27 protein-coding genes are annotated in these 25,226 nt (G+C 70.5%); 16 read left to right on the forward strand and 11 right to left on the reverse strand.

What is annotated here, in order from left to right; translation table 11 throughout:
• Positions 1 to 95: 95 nt before the first annotated feature.
• Together hemG and hemQ are read left to right on the forward strand one after the other, a co-directional pair.
• Positions 96 to 1,526: a protoporphyrinogen oxidase gene (gene hemG / locus ACIBJH_RS43150; protein WP_399122434.1), complete on the forward strand. Its 1,431-nt coding sequence runs from the start codon at positions 96 to 98 to the stop codon at positions 1,524 to 1,526.
• Between the two features lie 4 nt (positions 1,527 to 1,530).
• Positions 1,531 to 2,262 carry a hydrogen peroxide-dependent heme synthase gene (gene hemQ, locus ACIBJH_RS43155; RefSeq protein ID WP_399122435.1) on the forward strand — a complete coding sequence of 244 codons (732 nt, stop codon included), beginning with the start codon at positions 1,531 to 1,533 and terminating at the stop codon, positions 2,260 to 2,262.
• Between the two features lie 54 nt (positions 2,263 to 2,316).
• On the opposite strand, the gene ACIBJH_RS43160 is transcribed toward hemQ, so the two are convergent.
• The 7 genes from ACIBJH_RS43160 to ACIBJH_RS43190 form a co-directional block, all read right to left on the reverse strand.
• Positions 2,317 to 3,897, reverse strand: coding sequence for an alpha/beta hydrolase (locus ACIBJH_RS43160; protein WP_399122437.1), 1,581 nt, complete (start codon positions 3,895 to 3,897; stop codon positions 2,317 to 2,319).
• Between the two features lie 133 nt (positions 3,898 to 4,030).
• Positions 4,031 to 4,825 (reverse strand): TIGR04222 domain-containing membrane protein, encoded by a 795-nt coding sequence (locus ACIBJH_RS43165; RefSeq protein ID WP_399122438.1) that lies wholly within the window; start codon positions 4,823 to 4,825, stop codon positions 4,031 to 4,033.
• 123 nt (positions 4,826 to 4,948) lie between these two features.
• Complete coding sequence (locus ACIBJH_RS43170) at positions 4,949 to 5,719, reverse strand: DUF4142 domain-containing protein (protein WP_399122439.1); 771 nt, start codon at positions 5,717 to 5,719, stop codon at positions 4,949 to 4,951.
• A gap of 113 nt (positions 5,720 to 5,832) precedes the next feature.
• Positions 5,833 to 7,158 carry a DUF692 domain-containing protein gene (locus tag ACIBJH_RS43175; protein ID WP_399122440.1) on the reverse strand — a complete coding sequence of 442 codons (1,326 nt, stop codon included), beginning with the start codon at positions 7,156 to 7,158 and terminating at the stop codon, positions 5,833 to 5,835.
• Between the two features lie 154 nt (positions 7,159 to 7,312).
• The gene (locus ACIBJH_RS43180; protein ID WP_399122441.1) at positions 7,313 to 8,101 is read right to left on the reverse strand and encodes a DUF4142 domain-containing protein; all 789 of its coding nucleotides are present in this window, start codon (positions 8,099 to 8,101) and stop codon (positions 7,313 to 7,315) included.
• Positions 8,102 to 8,234: 133 nt separating this feature from the next.
• Positions 8,235 to 8,846, reverse strand: coding sequence for a TIGR03086 family metal-binding protein (locus tag ACIBJH_RS43185; RefSeq protein ID WP_399122442.1), 612 nt, complete (start codon positions 8,844 to 8,846; stop codon positions 8,235 to 8,237).
• Between the two features lie 82 nt (positions 8,847 to 8,928).
• A complete protein-coding gene (locus tag ACIBJH_RS43190) occupies positions 8,929 to 9,612 on the reverse strand; it encodes a TetR/AcrR family transcriptional regulator (RefSeq protein ID WP_399122443.1) in 684 nt (227 codons plus the stop codon).
• A gap of 45 nt (positions 9,613 to 9,657) precedes the next feature.
• On the opposite strand from ACIBJH_RS43190, the gene ACIBJH_RS43195 reads away from it, so the two are divergent.
• From ACIBJH_RS43195 to ACIBJH_RS43235, 9 genes are all read left to right on the forward strand, one after another.
• Positions 9,658 to 10,113, forward strand: a complete 456-nt coding sequence (locus tag ACIBJH_RS43195) for a hypothetical protein (protein WP_399122444.1) — start codon at positions 9,658 to 9,660, stop codon at positions 10,111 to 10,113.
• A gap of 150 nt (positions 10,114 to 10,263) precedes the next feature.
• Positions 10,264 to 11,085 carry an ABC transporter ATP-binding protein gene (locus tag ACIBJH_RS43200; protein ID WP_399122445.1) on the forward strand — a complete coding sequence of 274 codons (822 nt, stop codon included), beginning with the start codon at positions 10,264 to 10,266 and terminating at the stop codon, positions 11,083 to 11,085.
• Positions 11,086 to 11,102: 17 nt separating this feature from the next.
• Positions 11,103 to 11,960: an ABC transporter permease gene (locus tag ACIBJH_RS43205; protein ID WP_399122478.1), complete on the forward strand. Its 858-nt coding sequence runs from the start codon at positions 11,103 to 11,105 to the stop codon at positions 11,958 to 11,960.
• A gap of 131 nt (positions 11,961 to 12,091) precedes the next feature.
• Entirely contained in the window at positions 12,092 to 13,201 is a 1,110-nt protein-coding gene (locus ACIBJH_RS43210; RefSeq protein ID WP_399122446.1) for an ABC transporter substrate-binding protein, read from the forward strand.
• A 40-nt stretch (positions 13,202 to 13,241) separates the two neighbouring features.
• Positions 13,242 to 14,303, forward strand: coding sequence for an LLM class flavin-dependent oxidoreductase (locus ACIBJH_RS43215; RefSeq protein WP_399122447.1), 1,062 nt, complete (start codon positions 13,242 to 13,244; stop codon positions 14,301 to 14,303).
• Positions 14,303 to 14,962 carry a cysteine hydrolase family protein gene (locus tag ACIBJH_RS43220; RefSeq protein ID WP_399122448.1) on the forward strand — a complete coding sequence of 220 codons (660 nt, stop codon included), beginning with the start codon at positions 14,303 to 14,305 and terminating at the stop codon, positions 14,960 to 14,962. Before ACIBJH_RS43215 ends, ACIBJH_RS43220 begins: the two co-directional genes overlap by 1 nt.
• Positions 14,959 to 16,293, forward strand: a complete 1,335-nt coding sequence (locus tag ACIBJH_RS43225) for an NtaA/DmoA family FMN-dependent monooxygenase (protein ID WP_399122449.1) — start codon at positions 14,959 to 14,961, stop codon at positions 16,291 to 16,293. The genes ACIBJH_RS43220 and ACIBJH_RS43225 overlap by 4 nt, the downstream gene beginning before the upstream one ends.
• Positions 16,294 to 16,303: 10 nt before the next feature.
• Entirely contained in the window at positions 16,304 to 17,737 is a 1,434-nt protein-coding gene (locus tag ACIBJH_RS43230; protein ID WP_399122451.1) for an MFS transporter, read from the forward strand.
• A 26-nt stretch (positions 17,738 to 17,763) separates the two neighbouring features.
• A complete protein-coding gene (locus ACIBJH_RS43235; protein ID WP_399122452.1) occupies positions 17,764 to 18,282 on the forward strand; it encodes a flavin reductase family protein in 519 nt (172 codons plus the stop codon).
• Here the strand turns inward: ACIBJH_RS43235 and ACIBJH_RS43240 are convergent.
• On the reverse strand, positions 18,263 to 19,156 hold the full coding sequence (locus ACIBJH_RS43240) for a DUF2236 domain-containing protein (RefSeq protein WP_399122453.1): 894 nt from the start codon (positions 19,154 to 19,156) through the stop codon (positions 18,263 to 18,265). The genes ACIBJH_RS43235 and ACIBJH_RS43240 overlap by 20 nt on opposite strands.
• A 203-nt stretch (positions 19,157 to 19,359) precedes the next feature.
• The gene (locus tag ACIBJH_RS43245; RefSeq protein ID WP_399122454.1) at positions 19,360 to 19,488 is read right to left on the reverse strand and encodes a hypothetical protein; all 129 of its coding nucleotides are present in this window, start codon (positions 19,486 to 19,488) and stop codon (positions 19,360 to 19,362) included.
• Positions 19,489 to 19,805: 317 nt separating this feature from the next.
• On the opposite strand from ACIBJH_RS43245, the gene ACIBJH_RS43250 reads away from it, so the two are divergent.
• The 3 genes from ACIBJH_RS43250 (at position 19,806) to ACIBJH_RS43260 (ending at position 22,526) form a co-directional block, all read left to right on the forward strand.
• Positions 19,806 to 20,312 (forward strand): SigE family RNA polymerase sigma factor, encoded by a 507-nt coding sequence (locus ACIBJH_RS43250; protein ID WP_399122455.1) that lies wholly within the window; start codon positions 19,806 to 19,808, stop codon positions 20,310 to 20,312.
• Positions 20,313 to 20,322: 10 nt separating this feature from the next.
• Positions 20,323 to 20,697: a cellulase gene (locus tag ACIBJH_RS43255; protein WP_399122456.1), complete on the forward strand. Its 375-nt coding sequence runs from the start codon at positions 20,323 to 20,325 to the stop codon at positions 20,695 to 20,697.
• Between the two features lie 278 nt (positions 20,698 to 20,975).
• Positions 20,976 to 22,526, forward strand: coding sequence for a dolichyl-phosphate-mannose--protein mannosyltransferase (locus tag ACIBJH_RS43260; protein ID WP_399122479.1), 1,551 nt, complete (start codon positions 20,976 to 20,978; stop codon positions 22,524 to 22,526).
• Positions 22,527 to 22,618: 92 nt separating this feature from the next.
• Here ACIBJH_RS43260 and ACIBJH_RS43265 read toward each other — a convergent pair whose 3' ends face one another.
• Entirely contained in the window at positions 22,619 to 23,341 is a 723-nt protein-coding gene (locus tag ACIBJH_RS43265) for a peptidyl-tRNA hydrolase (RefSeq protein ID WP_399122457.1), read from the reverse strand.
• A gap of 151 nt (positions 23,342 to 23,492) precedes the next feature.
• On the opposite strand from ACIBJH_RS43265, the gene ACIBJH_RS43270 reads away from it, so the two are divergent.
• Complete coding sequence (locus ACIBJH_RS43270) at positions 23,493 to 24,383, forward strand: ATP-binding cassette domain-containing protein (protein WP_399122458.1); 891 nt, start codon at positions 23,493 to 23,495, stop codon at positions 24,381 to 24,383.
• A gap of 14 nt (positions 24,384 to 24,397) precedes the next feature.
• On the forward strand, positions 24,398 to 25,069 hold the full coding sequence (locus tag ACIBJH_RS43275; protein ID WP_399122480.1) for an ABC transporter: 672 nt from the start codon (positions 24,398 to 24,400) through the stop codon (positions 25,067 to 25,069).
• Here ACIBJH_RS43275 and ACIBJH_RS43280 read toward each other — a convergent pair.
• Entirely contained in the window at positions 25,061 to 25,204 is a 144-nt protein-coding gene (locus tag ACIBJH_RS43280; protein ID WP_399122459.1) for a hypothetical protein, read from the reverse strand. The genes ACIBJH_RS43275 and ACIBJH_RS43280 overlap by 9 nt on opposite strands.
• Positions 25,205 to 25,226 lie beyond the last annotated feature (22 nt).

The following is a 25,226-nucleotide window of genomic DNA, read 5'->3' on the forward strand; positions in this document are numbered from 1 at the left end:
TTGGCCGGAAACGGTCCCGATGAGGTCACGGTCGGGACTCGCACCGGACACCGGCCCGGAGTCGGACTGTCAGTGGGGTCTGAGAGGCTGGGGGCATGCGCGAAGTGGAGACTCGTACGGGTACAGGGCATGTCGTCGTCATCGGCGCCGGGATCGGTGGGCTGGCCGCCGCACACCGGCTGCTGGACAGAGGCGTGCGCGTGACGGTCGTCGAGGCCTCGGACCGGGTCGGCGGCAAGCTGCTGCCCGGCGAGATCGCGGGCGCCCGCGTGGACCTCGGCGCCGAGTCGATGCTGGCCCGCCGCCCCGAGGCCGTCGCGCTCGCCCGCGAGGTCGGCCTCACCGACCGCCTCCAGTCGCCCGCCACGGCCACCGCTTCGCTCTGGACCCGGGGTGCCCTGCGCCCGATGCCCAAGGGCCACGTCATGGGCGTCCCCGGCACCGCCTCCGCCCTCTCCGGGGTCCTCTCGGACGAGGGCCTGCACCGCATCGAGCGCGACGCCGACCTGCCCCGCACGGAGGTCGGCGAGGACGTGGCGGTCGGGGAGTACGTGGCGGCCCGCCTCGGCCGCGAGGTCGTCGACCGCCTCGTCGAACCCCTCCTGGGCGGGGTCTACGCGGGCGACGCGTACCGCATCTCGATGCGCTCGGCCGTTCCTCAACTCTTCCAGGCCGCGAAGAGCCACGACTCCCTCACCGAGGCCGTCCGGGGCATCCAGGAGCGCGCCGCCGCCGCACAGCAGACCGGCCCGGTCTTCATGGGCATCGAGGGCGGAGTGGGCCAACTCCCGCTCGCCGTCGCGGAGTCCGTCCGCGCGCGGGGTGCCGAGATCCTCACCGGCACACCGGTGACCGAGCTGCGCAGGACCGGGGCATCGGGCTGGCGGGTCGTCGCCGGAGACCGCGTCCTCGACGCGGACGGAGTGATCGTCGCCGTACCCGCACCAGTGGCCGCCGAGCTGCTACGCCCCGAAGCGCCCGGCGCCGCCGCCGAGTTGACCGCCGTGGAGTACGCCTCGATGGCCCTGGTCACCCTCGCCTACCGCCGCGCGGACGTCGAACTCCCGGAAGGCAGCGGCTTCTTGGTGCCCCCCGTCGACGGCCGCACCATCAAGGCGTCCACCTTCGCCTCCCAGAAGTGGGGCTGGATCGCCGACGAGAATCCGGATCTGCTGGTCCTGCGCACCTCGGTCGGCCGGTACGCCGAGACGGCGATCCTGGAGCGCGAGGACACCGGCCTGGTCGACGTCTCACGGCACGACCTGCGCGAGGCCACCGGCCTCGACGCCACGCCCCTCGACACCCGGGTCACCCGCTGGACCGACGGCCTGCCCCAGTACCCGGTCGGCCACCACGCGCGCGTGGCCCGCGTCCGCGAACACGTCGCCAAGCTGCCCGGCCTCGCCGTGTGCGGCGCGGCCTACGACGGGGTCGGCATCCCGGCCACCATCGCGAGCGCGTACGCGGCCGTCGAGCGGCTGACCGGCGACCCGGTGCCGAGCGCGTCCGGCGGAGCGGGAGAATAGCCCCATGAGTGACGACGCCCCCACCACCGAGTCCGGCCGCATCCCGAACAAGGGCAAGCTGGCCAAGGACCTCAACGAGGTCATCCGCTACACCCTGTGGTCCGTCTTCAAGCTGAAGGACGTACTGCCCGAGGACCGCGCCGGATACGCCGACGAGGTCCAGGAGCTGTTCGACCAGCTCGCCGCGAAGGACGTGACGGTGCGCGGCACGTACGACGTGTCGGGCCTGCGTGCCGACGCCGACCTCATGATCTGGTGGCACGCCGAGACCGCCGACCAGCTCCAGGAGGCGTACAACCTCTTCCGCCGCACGAAGCTCGGTCGCGCCCTGGAGCCGGTCTGGTCGAACATGGCGCTGCACCGCCCCGCCGAGTTCAACCGCTCGCACATCCCGGCCTTCCTGGCCGACGAGACCCCGCGCAACTACGTCAGCGTGTACCCGTTCGTGCGCTCCTACGACTGGTACCTGCTCCCCGACGAGGACCGCCGCCGCATGCTCGCCGACCACGGCAAGATGGCCCGCGGCTACCCGGACGTCCGCGCCAACACGGTCGCGTCCTTCTCACTCGGCGACTACGAATGGCTCCTGGCCTTCGAGGCCGACGAGCTCTACCGAATCGTCGACCTCATGCGCCACCTGCGCGCATCGGAGGCCCGCATGCACGTCCGCGAGGAGGTCCCGTTCTACACGGGCCGCCGCAAGGACATCGGCGACTTGGTAGCGGGCCTGGCGTAAGCGCCCCAAAGGGGCGCGGGGAACTGCGCGACCAGCCCCCACCGGGGCCGCGGTCTACCGACTACCCGGTCGCGCAGCCTTCGGCTCGGCATGCGCCGCACACGCAGCATGCCGCTCAGGCAACCGCCCCTCCAACAAGTACGCGTCCAAATACCCGTTCACGCACTTGTTGGCCCCACCCGCGACCCCATGCGTCCCCGCATCCCGCTCGGTCACCAACACCGAGTCGGACAACCGCCGTTGCAGCTCAAGCGCCCCGTCGTACGGCGTAGCCGCATCCCGCTCGGCGGCAAGGATCAACACCGGCGGCAACTCCCCGGGCCCGGTCCGCACATCAATGGGCTGCTGACGCGGCGCGGGCCAATACGCGCAGGGCAGATTCATCCACACGTTGTCCCATGTCTCGAACGGCGCCACGCGCGCGAGCCGCGTGTTGTCCCGGTCCCAGACGCTCCACTCGGTGGGCCAGGGCGCGTCGTTGCACTCGACGGCCGTGTACACCGCGTTGCCGTTCTCCGCCTCGACGGCCGCCCCCGGCGTGGGCGCCGCCTGCTGCACCAGCAGCTTGGGGTCGCCCTTCAGGTAGGCCGAGAGCGCCGCCGCGGTGTGCGGCCAGTAGTCGTCGTAGTACCCGGCCGACAGGAACGCGCCCTGCAACTGTGCGGGCCCCACCTTGCCGCCCGCCGGCTTCTCGGCGAGCCGCGCCGAGGCCTTCTCGTAGCTGCGCAGCACCTTTGCGGCGGTGTCGCCGAGCCCGTATACGTCGTCGTGCTTGGCGATCCACTCCCGGTAGTCCGCCCAGCGGCCCTCGAACGCGGCCGACTGGTCGAGGTTGTTGCGGTACCAGACCTGCTCGGGGTCCGGGTTCACCGCCGAGTCGAACACCATCCGCCGTACGTGCGAGGGGAACAGCGTCGCGTACAGCGCCCCGAAGTAGGTCCCGTAGGACGCGCCCATGAACGTCAATTTGTCCTCGCCGAGGGCGGCGCGCAGGACGTCCAGGTCGCGGGCGTTGTTGAGGGAGTTGTAGAACCGGAGCTTGCTGCCGGAGCGCTTGGCGCAGCCGCGCGCGTAGGCCTTTGCCTCGGCGACGCGTTCCTTCTTGTACGACTCCGAGGGGTAAGTCGGCGACTGCGAGGGTGCCTTGAAGAAGTGCTTGGGGTCCTCGCAGGACAGGGGTGCCGACTTGTCGACCCCGCGCGGGGCGTAGCCGACGAGGTCGTAGGCCGACGCGATGCGTTTCCACTCGGGGAGCATGCCGATCAGCGGGAAGTAGAGGCCGGAGGCGCCGGGGCCGCCCGGGTTGTAGACCAGGGAGCCCTGGCGGGGGACTCTGCGCTTGCTGTTGTGCGGGTCCTTGTGGGTGGCGCGGGCGCGGCCGACGGTCAGTTTGATCTGCTTGCCGTCGGGGTGCGCGTAGTCGAGCGGGACGGAGACCGTGCCGCACTCCATGGTGCCGGGCATGTCCTCCGCGTCCGGGCACTTCCCGAAGTCGATGCCCCGCGCGCGGGCGTGTGCGGCGGCGAGCACGGTGCCGGCCGATTCGACGGCGTCCGGGGCTCCGGTGGCCGGGGCGGCGGCGAGGGTGGTCAGGAGCAAGGACCCGGCGGCCGAGTACAGGGCGGCGGCTCGCATGGTGGCGTATCCCTTCGGAGCACGGCAGCAACAAAAGGGATGTTTCGTTCGCTTGTCGGCGAAGGCAAGCACCGTCGGGCGGTGTCGGCCCCAATGACCCCTGTGCGCCCCCTGGCGCGCTCTCACGCCGAGGTCAGCGCCGCCATACGTCGAACTGCTCGCGGTACTGCTCGCGGTGCGCGAAGGCCGCCCGCAGATCCGGTTCGCCGACCGCGCGGATGCCCCGTACGGCCACCGACGTCAGATACGTACGGTCGTCGGCGCCGCCGCCCGCGTACCGGGTCAGGGTGCCGAGCAGCTGCTGACCGGCGGGGGAGGCCCAGTGGGAGTACGGGTGCACCTCGACGCGGGCGATGGCAAGGCAGCTCAGCGTCAGGGCCAGCGGCAGCGCGAACCAGAGCGCGACCAGCCCGCGCGGCATCTCGGCCCCCGGCGTCAGCAGCGCGGTCGCGCCCAGCACCAGCACGACGAGCGCGGCGGCCCGCACCTGCCGTACCCCGGAGGCGACCGTCGTACGGGTGCCGTCCGGTACGGCGAGACCCGCGTCGACGAGCCGGTCCGCCACGTCGCGCACCGCGTCCGTGGCCGCCGCGGTGGCCCGCACCGGAGCGATCCGGGACTGCCCCTCGGGCCCGATGGCGCCTATCACCGACCGCTCGATGGGGTCCCGGCCGCGTGGGTCGACGACGGTCGCCCAGCCGGTGTGGGCGAGCAGCAGCCGGTGCTGGCGTGCCATGGAGACCAGCGTCAGATCGGCGACGCGCGCGGGACCGCCGGAGAGGAACGCGGCCTCGTAGAGCGTCAGATCGTGTCCCTTGCCCGCGTCGTCCGTGTCGACGGCCGCCGCTCTGACGGCGGCCAGGCACAGCCGCGTGCACGCCGTGCCGGCGACGGCCCAGGCCATGAGCAGGAGAAGGACCCAGAACATGCCAAGTTTCTATGCCAAAGGCCCAGTGGGACGCCATGCCTTGTTCACAATCCGGACGGAGCGTTGTCTGTATGTGACGTTCCACTTGTCCGGAAACAGACCACGGCCGAAACGGTGCTACGGCTACGGCTGTGCCGACGGCGGCGGACTGGAGGCGGGCGGCGGCAGCGTGTACGTGGGGGAGAGCGACGGGGCCAGCGGGACGACCTGACCCGGGTCGGCCGCGGCGGAACCGCTGGGCGCGGGCGTGCTGCTCGCGGCCATGTCCCGGGCCAGCGCGGCGAAGTCGACGTATCCGGTGGCCTCCAGGACCTTGATGTGGTCCAGGACGGTCGTGTTGGCGTCGTCGGCGAGGGCGCGGACCAGGGAGTTCTGGGTGGTGGCGCGGACCTGGGCGACCACCGTGAACACCTTGCCGTGCGCGAGGCGCAGGACGTTGGCGAACTTGCGGTCGAAGTCCACGCCCGATGCCGCGTTCAGGGTGGCGAGCCACTGCTGTTGCTGCGCGTTGGGCTGGTTCGGCAGTGGCAGCCCGAGCTTGGCGGCCACGTCCCGCACCCGCTCGTCCAGAAACGTGTGGCCGTCGATCAGATGCTGCCCCGCCGTCCGTACGGCCGCGGTGGTGCCCTTCTCCTCTGCCTGCTGCCCGGCCGGCAGCTCCCACAGTCCGGCCAGCCGCACCCGCGTGACGAAGTCCTTGTCCAGCGCGGACAGCGGCCCGTACTGCGTGGCCACGGTCTGGTCGCTGAGCACGTTGGCAGCGGTCGTCCCGGACCGGTCGGCGTAGGACCAGATCGGGAAGACCAGCGCGGCCAGGGTCGCGGTCAGACCCACGACGATGACGCCGGTGCCACTGAATATGCCTCGGCCCTTTACGGGGGGTCGCGGTCGCATGGGGTGCCTCCTGTGACGGCACCGCACGTGAGTGCGCTTCTCGTGCGGAACCGCAATATTACTGTGGAGTCACTCTCACCTTCCAAGGCCCCTCCCGGCCCTTCCGCGACCCGTCAGCGGCGCAGCAGCACCCGCCGGGTGGCCCGGGCGAGCCGGACCGCGGCCCGCGCCGAACGCGGGGCCGGCCCCGAGCGCTCCAGCCACCAGGCCCGCAACTCCCGCCGCGCCTCGGCGTCCTCGGGTCCGCCCGAGAGCAGCAGCTGCCCGGCGAAGTCCAGCGCGTCGCGGCGGTAGCCGCCGGTCATCGGGTGCGTGTGCGCGTACGCGAGGAAGGCCGGCCGGTACGCCGCCCCGAGGATCTCCGGGAGTTCGGGAGCCACCTTCGCCACGACATCGGCCCGCTTCGCCCCGAGCGCCCGCGCCTGCACCCCGAGCCGCACCCGGTCGAACCCCTCGGGCACCGGAGTACCGGCGACCAGCGCGGAGAGCAGGGCGGCCTGGGCGAGGGCGAGCCGCTGGCGGGCGGGGGCCTGCGGTGCGGGGGCCTGCGGTACGGCTGCCGGGGTTGTGGCGGCAGGCGTCCGCTGCCTCTCGCCGCCCGCGCCCGCCCGCCCCCGCCCCAAGTCCAGCGCCCCGCGAATCGACGTCAACTCCCGCTCCAGTTCTGCCGCTTCGGGGAAATTGTCGTCGCGCTCCAGCAGCACCCCCGGAGGGGAGACGCGGGACGCCAGGTCGGTGAGGATGTCGAGGACCGGTGCGGGGACGGGGTGGGCGTGGCTGTCGTGCCAGACGCCGTCGCGTTCGACGCCGCCCGCGACATGGACGTAGGCGATGGCCTCGACGGGGAGTTCGGCGAGGGCCTTGGCCGGGTCCTCGCCGCGGTTGACGTGGTTGGTGTGCAGGTTGGCGACGTCGATGAGGAGGCGTACGCCGGTGCGGTCGGCCAGTTCGTACAGGAACTGGCCCTCGGTCATCTCCTCGCCCGGCCAGGCGAGCAGCGCGGCGATGTTCTCGACCGCGAGGGGTACGGGCAGCGCGTCCTGGGCGATGCGGATGTTCTCGCAGAGCACGTCGAGGGCGTCCCGGGTGCGCGGTACGGGGAGCAGGTGGCCGGCTTCGAGGAGCGGGGAGGCGGTCAGCGGGCCGCCCGCGCGGACGAACGCGATGTGCTCGGTGACCAGCGGCGAGCCGAGCGCCTCGGCCCGCTCGGCGAGGGCCGTCAGCCGGTCCGCGTCGGGCCGGTCGGCGCCGCCGAGGCCGAGGGAGACGCCGTGCGGGATCACGGTCACGCCGCGCTCGCGCAGCCGCAGCAGAGAGTCGGGGAGGTGGCCGGGGCAGAGGTTCTCGGCCACGGCCTCGACCCAGTCGATGCCCGGCAGGTGCTCCACGGCGTCCGCTGTCTCGGGCCGCCATCCGATGCCCGTCCCCAGTCGCTCCATCGCCCGTCCCCGTTCTCGATGTCCTCGCTGAAACGCATCCACTCCACAAGACCGCTGTTCGGTGTGACGGAGGTATCGCCCCCGGGCCGGGCCCCGAACCCCGGCCGTGTCACCTTCAGAGCAACATTTGAGGTTCGGGGCAGGCCGTGGCCCGCTACCCCAGCACCCCGTTCGAGTCGACCGGATCCGGTCGCCCGGTGTTGACCGTTCCGGACGCGCCCGGGGACGGCCGTGAGGTGGTCCCGATGTTCGGGCTGGCCACGGCGGCCGGTGCCGAGGGCACCACCTGGCCGGGTACGGGCGCGGCGGGACCGGTCGGGCTGGCGGTGGAGGCGTTCGCGATCCCGTTGGCGATGGCGTCGAAGTCGACCCGCCCGGTCTTCTCCAGCACCGTGATGTGGTCGAGCACGGTCTGGTTGGCGTCCGAGGCCAGCTGTCTCACCAGCGTGTTGCGGGTGGTGTTCCGTACGGCGCCGATGGCCGGGAAGATCTTGCCGTGCGCGGCGCGCAGCAGGTTGGCGAACTTGTACTCGTACTCCGCGCCGGTCGCCGCGCTCATCTCCCGCAGCCAGCCCTGCTGTTGCTCGTTCGGCACGTTCGGCAGCGCGACATTGAGCTGGGCCGCGATGATCCGCACCCGCTTGTCGAGGTCGGTGTGGCCGACGATGAGATGGTCCCCGGCCTCCTTGATCGCCTGGCTGGGCGCCCGCTCGACCGCCTGCTGTCCGGCCGGCAGCTCCCACAGCCCGGCCAGCCGCACCCGCACGATCAGATCCCGGTCCGCGGCTGTCAGCGGTCCCCACTGGGTGTTCACGGTGCCCGCCGCCACATTCGCCTGACCGGTGCCCGAACGGTCGGCGTACGACCACACGGGGAAGACGAGGGCGCCAGTGGTGGCGACTACGGCCGCGATGAGCACAGCCGTACCGTTGATACGACGCAAGGGAGCCTCCCGGGGACACCAACTGGTCGTTGGAGAAGTTGACGCGTGGCCAGTGCCTGGAGGTACGCGCGGGACGGACGGCTTGTTCAAAGGAAGGGCAGCTTTGCTCAAAGGGCAGGCAAAGGAAGCGAGTTCAGCGGCCCTTGACGGGCCAGCGCTCCGGCGCCCGGCCCAGCAGCCGTAGCGCCTCGTCGAGCGGACCGGCGTCCTGCGGTACGTCGCGCGCCGGGGCGAAGGCGAACCCCGGGCCGCGGCCGACCGGGTCGGTGGGCACCAGTCGGGCCACCACCAGCGCGATGTCCAGGACGTCGTCCGACAGGTCCGGCGCGGTGCCGAGAGTGGCGGCGACGTCCCAGGCGTGGACGACGTAGTCGATGAAATGGAAGCCGATCGCGGTCCGGCCGGGGAAGCTCCCGCCCAGCTCCGGCAGGGCGAACTCCCGCTCGGTGGCGCCGGGTTCGGCGAACGCGGCGAGCACGGCCGTGGCCGCCGCGCGGTGGGTCCTCGCCGGCTCGCCCATGTCCTCCGGCTCCCGCCAGTACGCCCTGTCCCGGCCTGCGCCGCGCGCGGCGGCCGCGAACCCGTGATGCTGCGCGGCCATGTGCGCCACGAGCCGCCGCAGGTCCCATCCCGCGCAGGGGGTGTCCCGCTCCCAGTCCTCCTCCTGCGCCAACTCCACTACGCGCAGGGCCTCGTACACGGCGATCCGGTCGAGCCCGACGATGTCCGTTCCGGTGGCAGTCATGGGACTCGACCCTAAAACTGTGCGAACGGTCGTGCTACTTGTTTTCGGCCGAAGTGGTACAGGGGCCGAAGTGCCTTATGGGTTACGGGACTTGCGGGACCCTCGCAGGATCCGTGGCCGCGCCGCGCAGTCGGGCCGCTATGCCGACGCGTGCGCGGCGGTACGCGGTCTCCTCGTCGTGCAGTACGGAGACCACGTTGGCCGTCTCCATCAACGCGACCAGTTCGAAGGCGAGTTGGGGTATGTCGGTGTCGGTCCGCAGCTCGCCCGCGTCCCGCGCCCCGGCGATCGTCCCCTCCATGAAGGCCGTCCAGTCCCGCTGCGCCCCGACCACCGCGTCGTGCACTGCCCCGGAGCGGGCGTCGAACTCGGCGACGACCTCGTAGAAGAAGCAGCCGCCCGGGAAGACCCGCCCCCGCGAGTACTCCAGCCACAGGTCACACAGCCGCCACAACCGGCCTACCCCGGCGGGGAGTTCGACGGCGGGCCCGATGACCTTCTCGGTGTAGATGCGGGCGGCCTCGCGGACGGTGGCCAGCTGCAGCTCCTCCTTGGAGCCGAAGAGCGCGAACACCCCGCTCTTGCTGAGCCGCAACTCGGTCGCCAACCGGCCCACGGACAGCGCCTCCAGGCCCTCGACGGAGGCGATGTCGACGGTACGGCGCAGAACCAGCCGCCGGGTGCGGTTGCCCCGCTCGACCCGGCCGTCGAGACGTGTCGTGCCCGTACCGTCGTCGGGTGTCCTTGTCGCTCCGCCGGCTCTCATGGGGGTCCACCCTAGGCAACACGGGGGAAACGGACACTTCCTAGGATGCGGCGGGTGCACCTGACCGTCCTTGACGCCCCCACCGAGTGGAGCCGCTTCGCCGAGGGTTCCGTCGAACGTCGCATGCTGCTCGCGCTCGGCGACCTGCTCGGCACCCCGCTGCGCCCCAAGCCGCTGATGCTGCCCGACGGCAGCCGGGTCGAGGTCGAGGGGATCGACCCCGCCTGCCGCGTCCTCGTCCAACTTGTCGGCAACCAGGGTGCGTACAAGCCCGCCTACCGCAACAAGGTCATGGCGGACATGTTCAAACTGCTCTGGCTGCGCGAGTCCGTACCCACCGCCGAACGCGCGATTCTGCTGGTCAGCGAGCTGATCGTGCAAGCCCTCGGCGGCTGGGTGGCGCGGGCGGCGGCGGACCTCGGGATCGAGATCCACGTGTACGACGGCAGCGCGCCGGACCCGCTGCGTCCTTTGTCGCGGCCAGACGTAAAACGCCCGTAACAGTCAACCGCGCCGTACCGAAACACAATCTTCCTACGGTCGGGGACACCTAAGCGGATTTCCGCGTGGCAGTCAGTCGCACTCGCTACGCACGCTCTCCGACTTCCAGGATCGGGCACTCGTGCCCGCGACATGGATGGGAGCGTGAAGGTGACTGGTACGCCAGCACTCCAACTGCGGTTGGTACGACGGATCTACGGGTTCGGGTCGGCCGCGACCACCGCCCTCGACGACGTCCACCTGACAGTGCCGTCGGGCCGTTTCGTCAGTCTCATCGGCCCCAGCGGCTGTGGGAAGTCGACCCTGCTGCGGCTCGTCGCCGGGCTCGAACAGCCGGACAGCGGCGAGGTGTTGGTCCACGGAGTGACACCGGCGCAGGCCTGCGCGGCCAAGCTGATCGGACTCGTACCGCAGAGCCCCGCGCTGCTGCCCTGGCTGTCCGTCCTGCGCAACGTCACGCTGCCCCAGAAGATCAACCGGGGCGCGGCCGGGCGCCGGGAACGCATCGCCGAATTCGCCGAACGCCGAACGGCCCCCGACATGAAGGAACTTCTCGTCAAGGCCGGCCTCGGCGACGCCCTGCACAAACTCCCGGCCCAGCTCTCCGGCGGCATGTGCCAACGCGCCGCGATCGTCCGGGCGTTCGGCCTGCAACCCGACGTGCTCGTGATGGACGAGCCCTTCTCGGCGCTCGACGAGTTCACCCGCGAAAGCCTTCAGGACCAACTCCTCGACCTGTGGGAGGAGTTGAGGACCACCGTCCTCTTCGTCACCCACTCCGTGTCCGAGGCCGTACGGCTCTCCGACACCGTCGTCGTCATGGCGCCGAACCCCGGCCGCATCGTCGAGAGCATCGACGTCGACCTGCCCCGGCCGCGCGGTGAACGGCTCTTCGGGGAACGGCGGTTCCACGAGTACGAGGACCTGGTGAGAGAGCGGCTGCGCCGCGCCTGGCACAGCGAAGCCGCGTGAGTGGGGGCGTGAAGGACATGACCGTAGCCGACGAACGCACCACCGCACCGGCACCGGCCGGGGCCAAGCCTCCTGCCGAACCCTCCCGCTTCAGCCTCAAGCACCCCAGGTCCCGGATCGCCTGGATCCGTCCGGCCGTCTGGCTGCCCCTCGTCGTCATGCTGGCGATCCTCGCCGGGCTGTGGCAGTGGGGTGCGCATCAACTGCCTTATCTGCTCCCGCCGTTGTCCGAGGTCGGCAGTTCGCTCTCCGGGAACTTCGCCTACTACGTCCACAACGCCCTTGTCACGCTCGGTGAGGCGACGGCCGGGCTGGGGATGGGGTTCGTCGGGGCGTTCGTTCTGGCCGTGCTGACCAGTGAATTTCCTTTGGTGCGGCGGGCGGTGATGCCGGTCGCGGTCGTCCTCAATGTCACGCCGCTGGTGGCGGTGGCTCCCGCTCTGGTCGTCGCCTTCGGGTTCGGGCCCATGCCCAAGCTCATCATCACCGGGCTGATCTGTTTCTTCCCGATCCTCATCAACACGGCGACGGGGTTGCGGTCTGTTCCCCAGCAGGTGTTGCAGGTCTATCGGACGATGGACGCGAGCCGGGTCGAGCTGTTGTGGCATGTGCGTGTTCCGAATGCGCTGCCGTATCTCTTTGCCGCGCTGCGGATTGTCTTTCCGCTGTCGATCATCGGGGCGGTTGTCGCCGAGATGTCGGCATCTGGATCTACGGGGGGACTGGGTACCGCGATCAGTGTGGCCTCCTCGATGAATCAACTTCCTGTTGTCTATGCCTCGATTCTCGTGCTTGCGGTGATGGGTGTGCTGTTGCTGCTTGCCGTGACTGTTGTTGAGCGGCGTGTGCTGCATTGGCACGACAGCGTGAGCTGAGGCGCGGTTCTTTTGTCTGCGGGCCGGTGGGGGCTGGTCGCGCCCACGCGGCGGAGCCGTATATGGATACAGCCCCGCGCCCCTTTAGGGGCGCTCAACTCATCGGCGTTATAGCCAGTTTGGAGTCACCCATGTCCCGTCATCGCCTCACCAGATCCGCCGTCATCGCCACCGTGTTGACGCTCGGCGTCGCCGGATGTGGTTCCGGTTCGGGCGACAGCACCTCCGCCGGTGCTGCCGGTTCCGCGATATCCGCGAAGCGGTGTGCCGAGAACAAGGCCGCCGGGAAGATCACGTATCTCTCCGGGTATCAGTTCCAGTCCTCCGTCTCGATCCTTGAGTACATCGCCGCTGCCAAATTGGGCTATTTCAAGGACCTTTGCCTCACCGTCGATCTCAAGCCCGGCAGTGGTGACACCGCGCAGAACACCAAGCTGCTCGCCGGTGGACAGGCGACCGTGTCCGCGATCTCCGAGCAGGATCTGATCCAGGCGCAGGCCAACGGCATCGACATCAAGGGGATTTCCTCGTACTCGAACGCCGGGCTCGACATCCTGATGACCAACAAGGACATCACCGATCTGACCCAGCTCGACGGCAAGGTCGTGGGTCACAAGGGGTACGTCCCCGCCGCCGTCGAGGCGATGCTGGTCAAGGCCGGCGTGAAGTGGGACTCGCTCAAGCTGGTCAAGGAGGGCTACGACCCCTCCGTACTGCCCCGCAAGCAGGGCGGCCTCGAAGCGCTCACCGGGTTCATCTCGAACGAGCCGAACCAGCTCAAGGCGGCCGGCAAGGACGTCACCGTGTGGAAGCCGGTCGACTACAAGATCCCGAGTTCCATCGGCGCGATGGCGGTCAACCCGGCGTTCGCCAAGGCGCATCCGCACGCCGTCGAGGACATCCTGCGCGCCGCCCTGCACGCGTACGCGTACTGCTCCGCCGGCGAGGCGCACATCACCGAATGCGTCGGCTACGCGGCCAAGTTGTCCGGCCCGACCTACGACAAGAAGCTCAACGCGACGATCTGGAAGACCGAGACACAGGTCGTCAAGGAGAACCCGACGCCCGGACAGCCGCTCGGCGGCATCGACACCGACAACGTCACCCAACTCGTCGCCATGCTCCACCAGTTCAAGATCGTGCCGAGCAGTGTGACCGCCGCCAAGGCCGAGGCCTGGTTCGACACCTCGTTCGTCAAGGACATCTACAGCGGCGACAGGCTCGTCTGGCCCGCGCCGTAAGAACGCAAGAAACCCGCAGAGCCGTAGAAAGGCCCGTGACGTGCCCGCGAAAGAGTACGGAATCTTCCTTCCCATCGGGAACGGCGGCTGGATGCTGTCCACCACCGCGCCGCATCCCGAGGCGACCTACGCGTACAACAGGCGTGCCGCCCTGCACGCGGAGAACATCGGCCTCGACTTCGTGATGTCGATGGCCAAGTGGCGTGGTTTCGGCGGGAGTACGGACCACTGGGGCCGCTCGCTGGAGTCGATGACGATGATGGCGGCGCTCGCCGAGGCGACCAGCCGGGTGAAGATCTGGGCGACCCTGCACGCCAACATCCACAACCCCGCCGTCGCGGCGAAGATGCTCACCACCCTCCAGGACATCTCCGGCGGCCGGGCCGGGATGAACATCGTCAACGGCTCGTACGCGGGGGAGTTCGAGCAATTCGGCGACTGGGACCCGGAGTTGAGCCACGCGGACCGCTACCGGATGACGGAGTTGTGGACGGAGGCCGTCACCCGGCTGTGGAGCGAGGACTCGGTCACGATGCGCACCCCGTACTTCGACCTCGCCGACTGCGAGTCCCGCCCGCACCCGGCGACCCGGCCGACCCTCATCAGCGCGGGCCGCTCCGAGGACGCCCGCCGCTTCCAGGCCAAGTACGCCGACGGCGCCTTCCTCGCCGCCGACAGCCTCGACGACATGCGGTCGCTCTCCGCCGACGTGCACGCCCGCGCGAAGGCCAACGGCCGTGTCTGCAAGACCTATTCGATGCTCACCGTCGTCCAGGACGACACCGACGAACTGGCCGTCAAGAAGGTCAGGGAGTGGGGCGTGGGCGTCGACCGCGAGGCCCTCGCCCATATGCGGCACACCTGGGGCGTCCCCGAGGACCAGGCCCGCGCCTGGGCGGCCGGTGCCAACGGGGAGGCCGCCTTCCAGACGCCGTACGTCGCCGGTAGCTCCCGTACCGTCACCGAGCACATCGAGTACATCGTGCGGGAGGCCGACCTCGACGGGCTCATGCTGATCTTCCCGGAGTACGACGAGGACATGCTGCTCTTCGGCGACACCGTGCTGCCCGCGCTGCGCGCCCGCGACGAGGTGGCGGCCTGATGTCCGACCTGCGCGACAGACAACTCGCCCAACTCGCCGGGTCGTTCAGCAGGCCCGCGCTCGTCGTGGTCGACGTCCAACGGGACTTCGCCGACCCGGACCGGCTCGGGTCGTACGGCCTGACGGACGAGGCACTGACGGCACTGGACCGGACGGTCACCCGTATCGCCGAACTCGTCGACGCCGCACGCGCCACCGAAGTACCCGTCGTCTGGGTCGAGTTGGGCAGCGACCCGGCACGGCCCTGGCGGTCGAGCAACTGGCTGCGCGAGGGCGACTACGACGCACCCATGAGCCCGGACGAGCCGTGCCGGATCGGGACGCCCGGCGCCGAGTGGTATCAAGTGCAGCCCGCCGAGGGTGAGTTGCGGGTGGTCAAGCGTGGCTACAGTGGCTTCCTCGGCACCGATCTCGACGCGCGGCTGCGCGCGTCCGGCTGCGACTGGCTCACCGTCGTCGGCCTGACGAGCGAGTGCTGTGTGTACGCGACCGCCCAGGACGCCGTCCAACTCGACTGGCCCGTCGTCGTGCCGCAGGACGCGACGACCGCCTACGACCACCACGTCAACGCCGCCGCACTGTTCCAACTCGGTCTGAACGTGGCTGTGTTGAGCGAGGCCGACGAGGTCGTCGAGCTGTGGAAGAAGGCCGCGCGATGACCGGAATGCACATCGGCTACGACCTCTCCTTCACCCACACCGAGGGCGCCTGGGCACGCCAGGGTTCCTGGATCGGGCGGGACTTCCCCGACGTCCGCATGTTCATGGAACTCGCGCAGACCGCCGAACGCGCGGGCGTGGGCCTGCTGTTCTTCGGTGACGGCAGTGGCATCCCCAGCACCTGGCGCGGCAGCATCGCACCGGCCGTCGAGTGGGGCATCCAGTGGCCGCGCCACGACATGGCACCGGTCATCGCCGCGATGTCCACGGTGACGGAGCACGTCGGCTTCGGCCTGACGTACTCCTCCACCTTCATGCACCCCTTCTACGTCGCCCGGCTGTTGAACTCGCTCGACCATGTGACCGGCGGCCGTATCGCCTTCAACGTGGTCGCCTCCACCCGCGGCGCCGACGCGGCCAACTACGGGTTCGCCGAACTCATGGACCACGACCTGCGCTACGAGCGGATGGAGGAATTCATCGACGTCTGCCGGGCGTTGTGGGACTCCGTCGCCCCGGACGCCATCGTCCGCGACCGCAGCACGGGCCGCTTCGCCGACCCCGAGAAGGTGCACCCCATCGACCACGAGGGGCGCTTCTTCACCGTCAAGGGACCGCTCGCGTCCGTACCCGGTCCCCAGTACCACCCGCTCATCGTGCAGGCGGGCAACTCGCCCCGGGGCATTGCAGCTTCGGCGCGTTTCGCCGACCTCGTCTTCGGCTTCGGCGGACATCTCGCGAGCCAGCAGCGCCATCGCAAGCTGCTCGACGAGGCGTTGCTCGCCGAGGGGCGCGACCCCGAACACGTCGGCATCCTCTGGGCCACCCAGGTGATCGTCGGCCGCACGAAGGCCGAGGCGCTGGCCCGCTGCGAGGCGGTGCACGAGTTCTGGAACGAGGAGGCGGTCGCCACCTACCTCTCGCACAACGCCGGCTACGACTTCTCGACGCTGCCCGCCTCCTTCCGACTGGGCGAACTGCGCGACGAGTTGGCCGCCGCCAACGCGAGTCCGGCGGGGCTCGTCGGCTCGCTCGTCGCGGAGTTCGGCGCGGACCACACCATGAGCCGTAGCGAGTTCTTCGCCCACGGCCGGGGGCGGGCCACGGGCCTGGACCACAGTCTCGTCGGCGATCCGGCCGCCGTGGCCGACGCGTTGGAGGAGAACTTCGCCGCCACCGGAGCACGCGGCGGCTTCATGTTCTCCAGCCCGCTGGCCATGCCCGCCGGCTTCGCCGCGATCAGCGAACTGCTGCTGCCCGAACTGCGCCGCCGCGGCGCGCTCGCACCGGCCTACCCCGGCTCGACTCTCCGCGAGAACCTGGCAGTTTGAGGTGAGGGCGGTGAGTGCGAGCGCTCGGCGTGACTGGTTCGCCCTCGGCAGTCTGTGCACCGGGTTCTTCATGCTGCTGCTGGACAGCACGATCACCTCGGTCGCGCTGCCGTCACTGATCAGCGGGCTGCACGCCGGTGAGACCGCCGCGATGTGGGTCAACAGCGGCTATCTCATCGCGTACGCGGTGCCGTTGGTCGTCGCGGGACGGCTCGGCGACCGCTACGGCCATCGACGCGTCCACCTGGTCGGGCTGGCCGCGTTCACGCTCGGGTCGCTGCTGTGCGCAACCGCCGCCACCATCACGGCACTTGTCGCCTGGCGGGTGGCACAGGGCATCGGGGCCGCGCTGATGACCCCGCAGTGCCTGACCCTCATCAAGGCACTGTTCCGGCCGCCGCGTCTCGCCGTCGCGCTCGGGGTGTGGGGCGCGGTCGGCGGAGCGGCGGTGGCTGTCGGCCCGCTGCTGGGCGGATTCCTTGTGGCGGCCGGGGGTTGGCCCGCGGTGTTCTGGGTCAATGTGCCGGTCGGCGTCGCGGCGATGGTCGCCGTGACGGTGTTCGTGCCGGTCCTACCGAGGCAGTTGGCGCGCATCCCCGTGTGGGCGATCTGCGCGAACGCGGCCGGTGTGGGCGCGCTGGTGATCGGTATCCAGGGCACGGACGGCGCACGGGCGGAAGTGCTGGGCGTGCCAAGGTGGTTGCTCGTCGCCGTAGGTGTGCTGGTCGTGGTGGCTGTGGTCTGGTTGCAGCGCCGGGACGGTGAACGCGCCCTCGTGCCGGTCGAGTTGCTGCGCAGCCGAGGGTTCGTCGTCGCGGCCTGGGCCGGCGCGGCCGCCGCCTTCTGCTCCGGGTCGGCCATGATCCCGCTGATGCTGTACCTCCAGCGGGAGCGCGGTCTCGACGCGGGCGCGGCTGCCCTCACCCTCGTACCGATGGGTGTGGTCTGCCTGTTGGGGGCACCGGTGTCGGCCCGGCTCAACAACGGAATCGGGTCCCGCGCGGTCGCCGTCATCGGCTCCGGCGCGCTCGTCCTGTCCATCGGCACCTCGGCGGTGCTCGTCGCGACCGACGCCCCGATCTCCGCGCTGACGGCCACGTTCGCGGTGTACGGGGTCGCCAACTCCTTTGTCTGGTCGCCCCTTTCGATCGCGGCGGTCACCTCGGTCGGACCGGCCGAGGTCGGGGCGGCCTCCGGAACCTTCAACGCGATGAAGCAACTGGGCGCGGTACTGGGCAGCGCGGTCTGCGCCGTTCTGCTGGCCGGCCACGGCTACGCGGTCACGCTCGGCGGGCTCGCTGCCGTCGGACTGCTCTGCCTCCTCGCCTGCGCGCTGCTGCGAACAGAGCCTCCCGGAAGGGGACTTCTGCCGGTGCCCACCGCGCCACACCTACCCACGGATACCCACGGGAGTCGCCTGATGAAGCCTGACGTGGCCTCATGAAGCCGCACACGGACGGGGGTTGCACGATGACGGCAATGGAAGGCCTGGAGAATCTGGACGGCATCACCTCGGATCCCGGGGAGATGACGAGAGCGTTCTCCGGCTTCCCGGCGGGGGTCGCGGCCCTCTCCGCACGCGTCCACGGCGACCCGACCGTCATGATCGTCTCGTCGTTCGCGGTCGGCGTCTCCCACGACCCGCCCATGGTCTCCTTCGCCGCACAACACACCTCGACGACCTGGCCGGTACTGTCCCGCGCGCAGGCCATCGGGATCTCCGTCCTCGGCGAGGGCCACAGCGACAAGGCCCGCCAACTCGCCTCCCGCAGCAAGGCGGCCCGCTTCGCCGACCTGCGCACGGTGGAGGCGGAATCGGGTGCGATCTTCCTCGACGGCGCACCGGTCTGGCTGGAGTGCACCGTCGAGCACAGCTATCCGGCAGGCGACCACGACATCATCGTGCTGCGCGTGCTGGCGATGAGGTCGGACGACGAGCGGAGTCCGCTGGTGTGGCACCGAAGAACCCTCAAGATGCTGGGGAGTTGAGCGCCGGGCCGGTGCGGCGCCGGGTCTGCCGCAAGCGCTCGGGAAGCGGTCTGCGGTAGTCGGGGAGAAGACGTTGGGCGAGGAACGCGGACTTCAGGAACAGGCGGACGGCCCGCTCGCGGCGCGGGGTGAGCGAGCCGATCCGGTGCAGCCGGCAGACCCGCTCGCCGGCGAGATACCGGGTCAGGTCTCTGCCGAACGCCCGTAAGGGGACGGGGAACCAGCGCTCGGCGAAGAACTCCATCATCGCGGTCGCCACCCGATGACCGGACTTCGTCCCCTCGTACGGCCGCGACTCGAACTTCACGGCGAACTCGGTCATCGCGTCCCAGTCCTCGGGGAACGCCTCGCCGGCCAGCGGCCCGGACTCGCGTTCCAGGAGACGGAAGAGGGTCCGCGCCCAGTGGTGCCAGGCGACCCTCATGCTCTCGCTGGTACCGGGCAGCCCGAGAGAGGCCTGGAGACGGTCGGCGAACGTGGCCAGCAGGACCAGGGGATAGACGAAGTCGTCGACGTCGTCGAAGTTGCCGGGAAACTGCGGGGTCGCGCGGGCGATCGCGAGGTGGACGCGGTTGAGCCGCTCGGCCGCGGCGCGCCCCGCCGGGCTGGACAGCCCGTCCACCATCCACGCCATCAGGAACGTGTTGCCGTCCTCGAAACGCCGCCGGGGCCGCTTCTCCAGCTTCCCGGTGTGGGCCAGGGTGGCGGCTCCGAAGCCCGGCTGCATCATGCGCATGGTCCCCGGATAGACCATCATCGCCAGCGCGAACTCGGGGACGCGGTGGCCGACATAGAGCGAGATCATGCGCTCCCAGTCGGTGTCCGGGTCCATCCGGGCCAGTTCACGGTCGACCCACTTGTAGCCACGGCGCACGATCGGCTCCCCACTCGGACTTTCAGGAGGGGGACGCCACGACACACGCCGACCGATGCCCTGATCCGTCGTGATCTACGTCACCACGACCGGGAGTGACGGGCCCGTGACGGATCTCCACCCGAGGGTGGAGCCGCTGAATCAGCCCGTGGGTTGTGGTGAACGACGCGGGTCGGAGCGCAGCCTTGTGCCATGGGATCACTTCATTCCGCACTCGTGGCTCTCACCGGCGTCTGTGTCGCGATCTTCATCGCGGCGTGGATCACGGGCGCGGTGTACTTCGGCGCCTCCACGGCTCTGCTGCCCTGGGCCCGTTGGGCACTGGGCGTCATGCGGGCGAGTGTCCTGCTCGCCCACGAACATCACGAACCGCGCACCCGGAGCCCGTACCGAATAGTGCGGCACCCCATCTGCACCGGCCTTCCCGGCCTGGTCTTCGGCGGGAGCGGACCAGGCCGACGGAAAGGTGAATGTGATGCACGCCATACGGTGGGAGCGCATAGCGGGGTAGGGGCCATTGCCTTTGTTATAGGTGTGGGGGCGTGTCCGCGGTAGTGCGGGGCGTACCGGGGTCGATGACACTGTGCTGCCCCGCGACGCTGCGGTCCGAGGCCGACGTCGCCGGCCGGGAGGTAGGGGGTCGACGCTGATGGAGCGGTTGCGGGCCGATGAGTTCGACCGGTTCGTGGCGGCTCGGTGGTCGGCGTTGTTCCATCTGGCGAAGCTGCTCACCGGCGGAGACCGGCACCGGGCGGAGGACCTGCTGCAGGAGGCGCTGGTCAAGCTGTGGTTCGCGTGGCCGAAGGTGGCCGAGCAGGCCCCCGAGGCCTATGTGCGCAGGGTTCTGGTCCGTGCCGCGGCTCGCTCGGCACGGCGTCGCTGGTGGGGCGAGCACCCCGTCGACCAGCTCCCCGACCCGCCCGAGGTGGGGGACGAGACCGCCGCCGTCGATGAACGGACCCGGTTGGAGGCCATGTTGGCGTTGTTGCCGGCGCGGCAGCGAGCCGCGGTGGTGCTGCGCTACTACCAGGACCTGCCCGAGCAGCACGTCGCGAAGGTTCTGGGGTGTCCGGTGGGAACCGCCCGTTCGCTCACGGCGCGCGGCGTCGCACGGTTGCGGCGGCTTCTGGCCGAGGCGGTCGAGTCGGTGGAGTGAAGAAGGAGCCATGGACCACTTCGAGCAGGGACTGGCACGCATGCTGCGTGACAGCGAAGAAGACACACCCTACGAGGAGCGGCACCACATCCGCCTGCGAGTCGGCATCCGTGCCCGGCAGCGGGCCCGGAGGGTCTGGACGGCCACTGGATCCGTGCTGGCCGTCGCCGGACTCGGAGTCGGACTGACGCTCCTGGCGAGCTTGTCCGCTCAGCGCGGGCCCGACGGTCCTCAACCTCGCCCCGTCACCTCCGCGGAGTCGGTCACGGGGCCGTCGACGGCCCGCCCCGCCTCCACCGCCAAGGGAGCGCCGCCGCCGACACGGACCTCGACCACCACCCGCGTAGCCACCACTTGGCCGGGTTCAAGGAGTTCCGGTCGGTGAGAGCTGACCGAGCCGACGTGCCACGACCGTTCGCCGGTCGGCGGACCCCCGCTCGTCCAGCTCTCCACGAATGTCCTGCTCTCCACGAACCGAAAGCCCACCACGTGATTCATGAGAACGAGCCCGCGTCGGCCGACGACCCTCGGCAGGCGGCGAAGTCCCAGGCAGTCTCCTGGGAGCGGCGGCTGCGTCGCTTCGGGTACGTCGGGCGACCGCGCACGTGTGTTCGGGACCGCCTGGTCGTGCCGTTTCCCGAGCCCGACGCGCGGCTGTGGCGCATGCTCGGGCTGTCCCCGGTGACAGCGGGTCGGCTGGCGCGCTGGTCGGGATGGGGCGGGCCGCTGCTGGTGACGCTCGTTGCCGGGCTGTCGCGCTTCTGGCGTCTGGGCAGCCCGCGGGCCGTCGTGTTCGACGAGACGTACTACGCCAAGGACGCCTGGGCCTTGCTCCGGCTCGGCTACGAGAGCGCATGGCCGGACAGCAAGATCGCCGACCCGCAGATCCTGGCCGACCCTCAGGTGATCCCGCTCTCCGACACCGGAGCCTTCGTCGCCCACCCGCCGACGGGCAAGTGGGTGATCGCCCTCGGCGAGTGGATGTTCGGCCTCGACCCCTTCGCCTGGCGCTTCATGACGGCGGTTCTCGGCACGCTGTCGGTGCTGATGCTGTGCCGAACAGGACGCCGCCTGTTCCGTTCCACCGCGCTGGGCTGCCTGGCCGGCGCGCTGATGACGGTGGACGGTCTGCACTACGTGATGAGCCGCACCGCTCTGCTCGACCTCGTCGTCATGTTCTTCGTACTGGCGGCGTTCGGTTGCCTGCTCATCGACCGGGACGGTGCGCGGGCCCGGCTCGCGGCGGCCCTGCCGGTCCAGAGGGACGGCCGTATACGCCCGGACGGACACACCGGCGACCGAGCGGGGACGGGCGTGCGGCCCTGGCGGCTCGCCGCCGGCCTCTTCCTGGGCCTGGCGGCCTCCACCAAATGGAACGGCCTGTACTTCCTCGCCTTCTTCGTGATCCTGACCCTGCTCTGGGACGTAGGCTCCCGCCGCGTCGCCGGGGCGCGTCACCCCTACCGGGCGGTGCTGCGCAAGGACCTCGGCTGGTCGGTGGTGTCCCTCGTGCCGGTCGCCGCCGTGACGTACTTGGCGACCTGGACCGGCTGGTTCGTGTCCGACAACGGCTACGGACGGCACTGGGCGGACGGCCGCGGCGGCACCTGGTCGTGGATCCCGGCCCCGCTGCGCAGCCTGTGGCACTACGAGTACGGCGTCTACCGGTTCAACGTGGGGCTGCACACTCCCCACAAGTACCAGTCGAATCCATGGAGTTGGCTGGTCCAGGGCCGTCCGGTGCTGTTCCACTACGAGTCACCGAAACCCGGGACGCACGGCTGCCACGCGACGGCCGGCTGTTCGGAGGGGATCCTGGCCCTGGGCACACCGCTCCTGTGGTGGTCGGCCTGTTGCGCCCTCGTGTATCTGCTCTACCGATGGGCGCTGCGCCGTGACTGGTGCGCCGGCGCCGTCCTGTGTGCGGTGGCTGCCGGCTATCTGCCCTGGTTCCTGTACCAGGACCGCACGATCTTCTCCTTCTACGCGGTCGTCTTCGTGCCGTACCTGTGCCTGGCGGTGGCGATGACGCTGGGAGCCCTGCTGGGTCCGCCGGGCGCGACCCGCCGGCGCCGTACCCGAGGCGCGGTGGCCGCAGGTGCGCTGGTCCTGCTCATCGTCTGGAACTTCGTCTACTTCTTCCCGATCTACACAGGGCAGACGATCCCGTATGCCGGCTGGAACGCCCGGATGTGGCTCGACACCTGGATCTGAGACCGGGTGGGAGATCCGCCGTTTCCTGGTGCGGCCGAAGCGGCCGACGGGAGAAGCATCCGCGACGCCGGATCGTGCGACCCGCAACCGCATCAGGCCAGACGCGAAAGAGACCTGACACGGTGGTGCCCCTCGACCGCGACGGTCAGCCCGGGCGCGATCTCGGTGAAGCCCGCGTCGCGGACCAACGGCCGCTCGCTGCCGGTGAGTTCGGCCCACTGGGCAGGGGCGGCGGTACGGACGGAGAGCGGGAACCCGGCCTGACGCCAGGCGGTCCGCTCCTCCTCCGACAGCTCCCACCAGGCGAGTTGGGCGCCGTGACCGGTCTGGGCCATCGTCTTGCCGGCGGACATGTCGAGGTCGGGGTTCAGCCAGAGCACCGGCGCCGTCGGGTCCGCGTCGGTCGGCGATTCGGGGTCGTCGAGGTCGGTGCCGGACACCTGGAGCCGGGCCAGGTCCTTGGGCCAGCCGTCGAGCGGGACGGGCGGGAAGACCCGTACCTCAGCGGACTTCCCGGTCACCGTGATACCCGGCAGCGCCTCGGCCCGCCGCCACTCGGCCCCACGCGCCCGCCGCACCACCTTCCGGATCCGCGCGTCCTGCCAGTCCCGCACGGCCTGCGCCCACTCCCCGTCACCGAGGGCCCGCTCATCACTCAGGATCGTCAGCACGGCCCGAGCCGCCGTCTCCAACGCGTCCGTCCGAGCCGGCGGAGCATCCCGCTCGATCCGCACGACCAGAGGCAACACGAACTGCGGAGCCTCGTCGCGCACAGTGGGCTCGTTGAGAAAGGGGTCGGCACTGTCACTGGTCACACGGCCCAGTCTGCCAGGTGGAAGGGCGGCCCTTGAAAGCACCGCTCAGAGGATTTCCTCAGGGGCGCGGGGAACTGCGCGACCAGCCCCCACGCACCCGCACCCGCCAAACGACAGACCCACCCCACCCCTCCTGCGCGAGAATGCCCGGATGCGACACGATCTACGGCTGGACAACATCGGCCGCCGCTACGGCTTACGCGGCCCCTGGATCCTCCGAGGTGTGAACCTGACCTTGACACCAAACAGCCTCACCCGAGTCGAGGGCACCAACGGCACCGGCAAATCCACGCTCCTCCGACTCCTCGCCGGAATCGACGCCCCCACCGAAGGCCGCGTCACCGGCCGCCCCCACACCGCCTACGTCCCCGAGCGCTTCCCGCAGGCGCTCCCCTTCACCGCCGAGGGCTACCTCACCCACCTCGGCACGGTCCACGGCCTCTCCCGCGCGGCAGCCACCCGTGCAGCAGGTGAGTGGCTCGACCGCTTCGGGGCCACCGCCCACGCGGACACCCCCATGACGCGCCTCTCGAAGGGCAGCAGTCAGAAGGTCGCCGTCGCCCAGGCCCTGCTCGCCGAACCGGACCTGCTCGTCCTCGACGAGGCGTGGACCGGCCTGGACGCCGACGCCGGGGCCGAGTTGGAGCGAGCCGTGGCGGAACGGACGGCGGCCGGCGGAGCGGTCGTCTTCGTGGACCACGACCCGAGCCGCCTCGCGGGGGCGCCCGACGCGACGTACACGATCACCGAGGGTGCCCTCAGCCACCGTACGGACAAGGCCACTTCACCATCCGGACCGCAGGTCTCGATGGAGGTCCAGGGCCCGCCGGGAGGACAACTCCCCTCAGAGGCGAGCCAGTTCCTCACCGCGTCGACGCAACTCACCCCCGGCATCCACCGCCTGACCGTCCCCGCCTCCCACTCGGACGTCCTGCTCCGCGCCCTGCTGACGGCCCGCCCGCCCTGGCACGTGGTGAGCGTGAACCGATCGGCGGACCCGGATCACCTCCTCCTCCCCCTCGACGACGAAGGCCCCCGGTGACCACGATGGCCGCGATGACGGCCCTGCTGCGCTACCAAGCCGCCCTGCTCCTGCGCTCGCAACGCTGGCTCCCGCCCGTCATCCTGTACGCCGCGTTCCTGGGCATCGGCGTCCAGAGCGGGCAGCCGGTGCTGGACTCGCTCGGCTACACGGCCGCGGCCCTGCTCCCGGTCGCAGCCTGGCTGGTACGGATCTGTACGACCAACGAGCCGCCCGCGGCCCGGAGTTGTGTAGCGGCGGCGGTCGGACCCGCGCGGGCGCACCTCGCCTGTCTGCTGGTCGCGCTGAGCACCGCGGCGGCGCTCGGCACGGCGGCCACCCTCGCCGTCACGCTGATCAGCGACCCGGCGAGCGCGGATCACCGCACCCGCGTACCGCTTCTCGCCGCCGGTACGGCCGGCCTGCTCGCGGTCCTGGTCTGCGCCCTGCTCGGCACGGCGGTCGGCGCGCTGACCAACTGGCCGCTGCTGCGCTCGCCCGGCCGGGCGGTGCCCGCGATGCTGCTGGCGGCACTGCTGTCGGTGGTATTGACGGGCTCCCCGGCGCAGGCGGCGGTCAGCGGCCTGGTGACCGGCTCGCAGTCGGGCACGGTCCCGGTCCCGCTGCTCCCCCTGGCCGGGGCGGCCCTGGTCACGGCGGCCGTGACCGCCGTGACGTGCGCCCTCACATCCCGCCGCTCACCCTGAACAGGCGGTCCGCTGTGCCTCCTGCCACTCGCACACAGGGCACAGCGTGATCCCCTTGTACGACTCCGGGTACTCGGTGGGCTCCCGGCACAGCACACACTCCGCGTACGCAGGCACCGGTTCTTCGTCACTCATGCGACCAGCGTACGAGGAGTGC

It is taken from the genome of Streptomyces sp. NPDC050548, from assembly GCF_044457385.1.
GTDB lineage: Bacteria > Actinomycetota > Actinomycetes > Streptomycetales > Streptomycetaceae > Streptomyces.

Coding starts and splice junctions, on each gene's coding strand:
- hemG (WP_399122434.1), top strand. CDS start 96: ATGCGCGAAGTGGAGACTCGTACGGGTACAGGGCATGTCGTCGTCATC.
- hemQ (WP_399122435.1), top strand. CDS start 1,531: ATGAGTGACGACGCCCCCACCACCGAGTCCGGCCGCATCCCGAACAAG.
- ACIBJH_RS43160 (WP_399122437.1), bottom strand. CDS start 3,897: ATGCGAGCCGCCGCCCTGTACTCGGCCGCCGGGTCCTTGCTCCTGACC.
- ACIBJH_RS43165 (WP_399122438.1), bottom strand. CDS start 4,825: ATGTTCTGGGTCCTTCTCCTGCTCATGGCCTGGGCCGTCGCCGGCACG.
- ACIBJH_RS43170 (WP_399122439.1), bottom strand. CDS start 5,719: ATGCGACCGCGACCCCCCGTAAAGGGCCGAGGCATATTCAGTGGCACC.
- ACIBJH_RS43175 (WP_399122440.1), bottom strand. CDS start 7,158: ATGGAGCGACTGGGGACGGGCATCGGATGGCGGCCCGAGACAGCGGAC.
- ACIBJH_RS43185 (WP_399122442.1), bottom strand. CDS start 8,846: ATGACTGCCACCGGAACGGACATCGTCGGGCTCGACCGGATCGCCGTG.
- ACIBJH_RS43190 (WP_399122443.1), bottom strand. CDS start 9,612: ATGAGAGCCGGCGGAGCGACAAGGACACCCGACGACGGTACGGGCACG.
- ACIBJH_RS43195 (WP_399122444.1), top strand. CDS start 9,658: ATGCGGCGGGTGCACCTGACCGTCCTTGACGCCCCCACCGAGTGGAGC.
- ACIBJH_RS43205 (WP_399122478.1), top strand. CDS start 11,103: ATGACCGTAGCCGACGAACGCACCACCGCACCGGCACCGGCCGGGGCC.
- ACIBJH_RS43210 (WP_399122446.1), top strand. CDS start 12,092: ATGTCCCGTCATCGCCTCACCAGATCCGCCGTCATCGCCACCGTGTTG.
- ACIBJH_RS43220 (WP_399122448.1), top strand. CDS start 14,303: ATGTCCGACCTGCGCGACAGACAACTCGCCCAACTCGCCGGGTCGTTC.
- ACIBJH_RS43225 (WP_399122449.1), top strand. CDS start 14,959: ATGACCGGAATGCACATCGGCTACGACCTCTCCTTCACCCACACCGAG.
- ACIBJH_RS43235 (WP_399122452.1), top strand. CDS start 17,764: ATGACGGCAATGGAAGGCCTGGAGAATCTGGACGGCATCACCTCGGAT.
- ACIBJH_RS43245 (WP_399122454.1), bottom strand. CDS start 19,488: ATGACGCCCAGTGCCCAACGGGCCCAGGGCAGCAGAGCCGTGGAGGCG.
- ACIBJH_RS43250 (WP_399122455.1), top strand. CDS start 19,806: ATGGAGCGGTTGCGGGCCGATGAGTTCGACCGGTTCGTGGCGGCTCGG.
- ACIBJH_RS43255 (WP_399122456.1), top strand. CDS start 20,323: ATGGACCACTTCGAGCAGGGACTGGCACGCATGCTGCGTGACAGCGAA.
- ACIBJH_RS43260 (WP_399122479.1), top strand. CDS start 20,976: ATGCTCGGGCTGTCCCCGGTGACAGCGGGTCGGCTGGCGCGCTGGTCG.
- ACIBJH_RS43270 (WP_399122458.1), top strand. CDS start 23,493: ATGCGACACGATCTACGGCTGGACAACATCGGCCGCCGCTACGGCTTA.
- ACIBJH_RS43275 (WP_399122480.1), top strand. CDS start 24,398: ATGACGGCCCTGCTGCGCTACCAAGCCGCCCTGCTCCTGCGCTCGCAA.
- ACIBJH_RS43280 (WP_399122459.1), bottom strand. CDS start 25,204: ATGAGTGACGAAGAACCGGTGCCTGCGTACGCGGAGTGTGTGCTGTGC.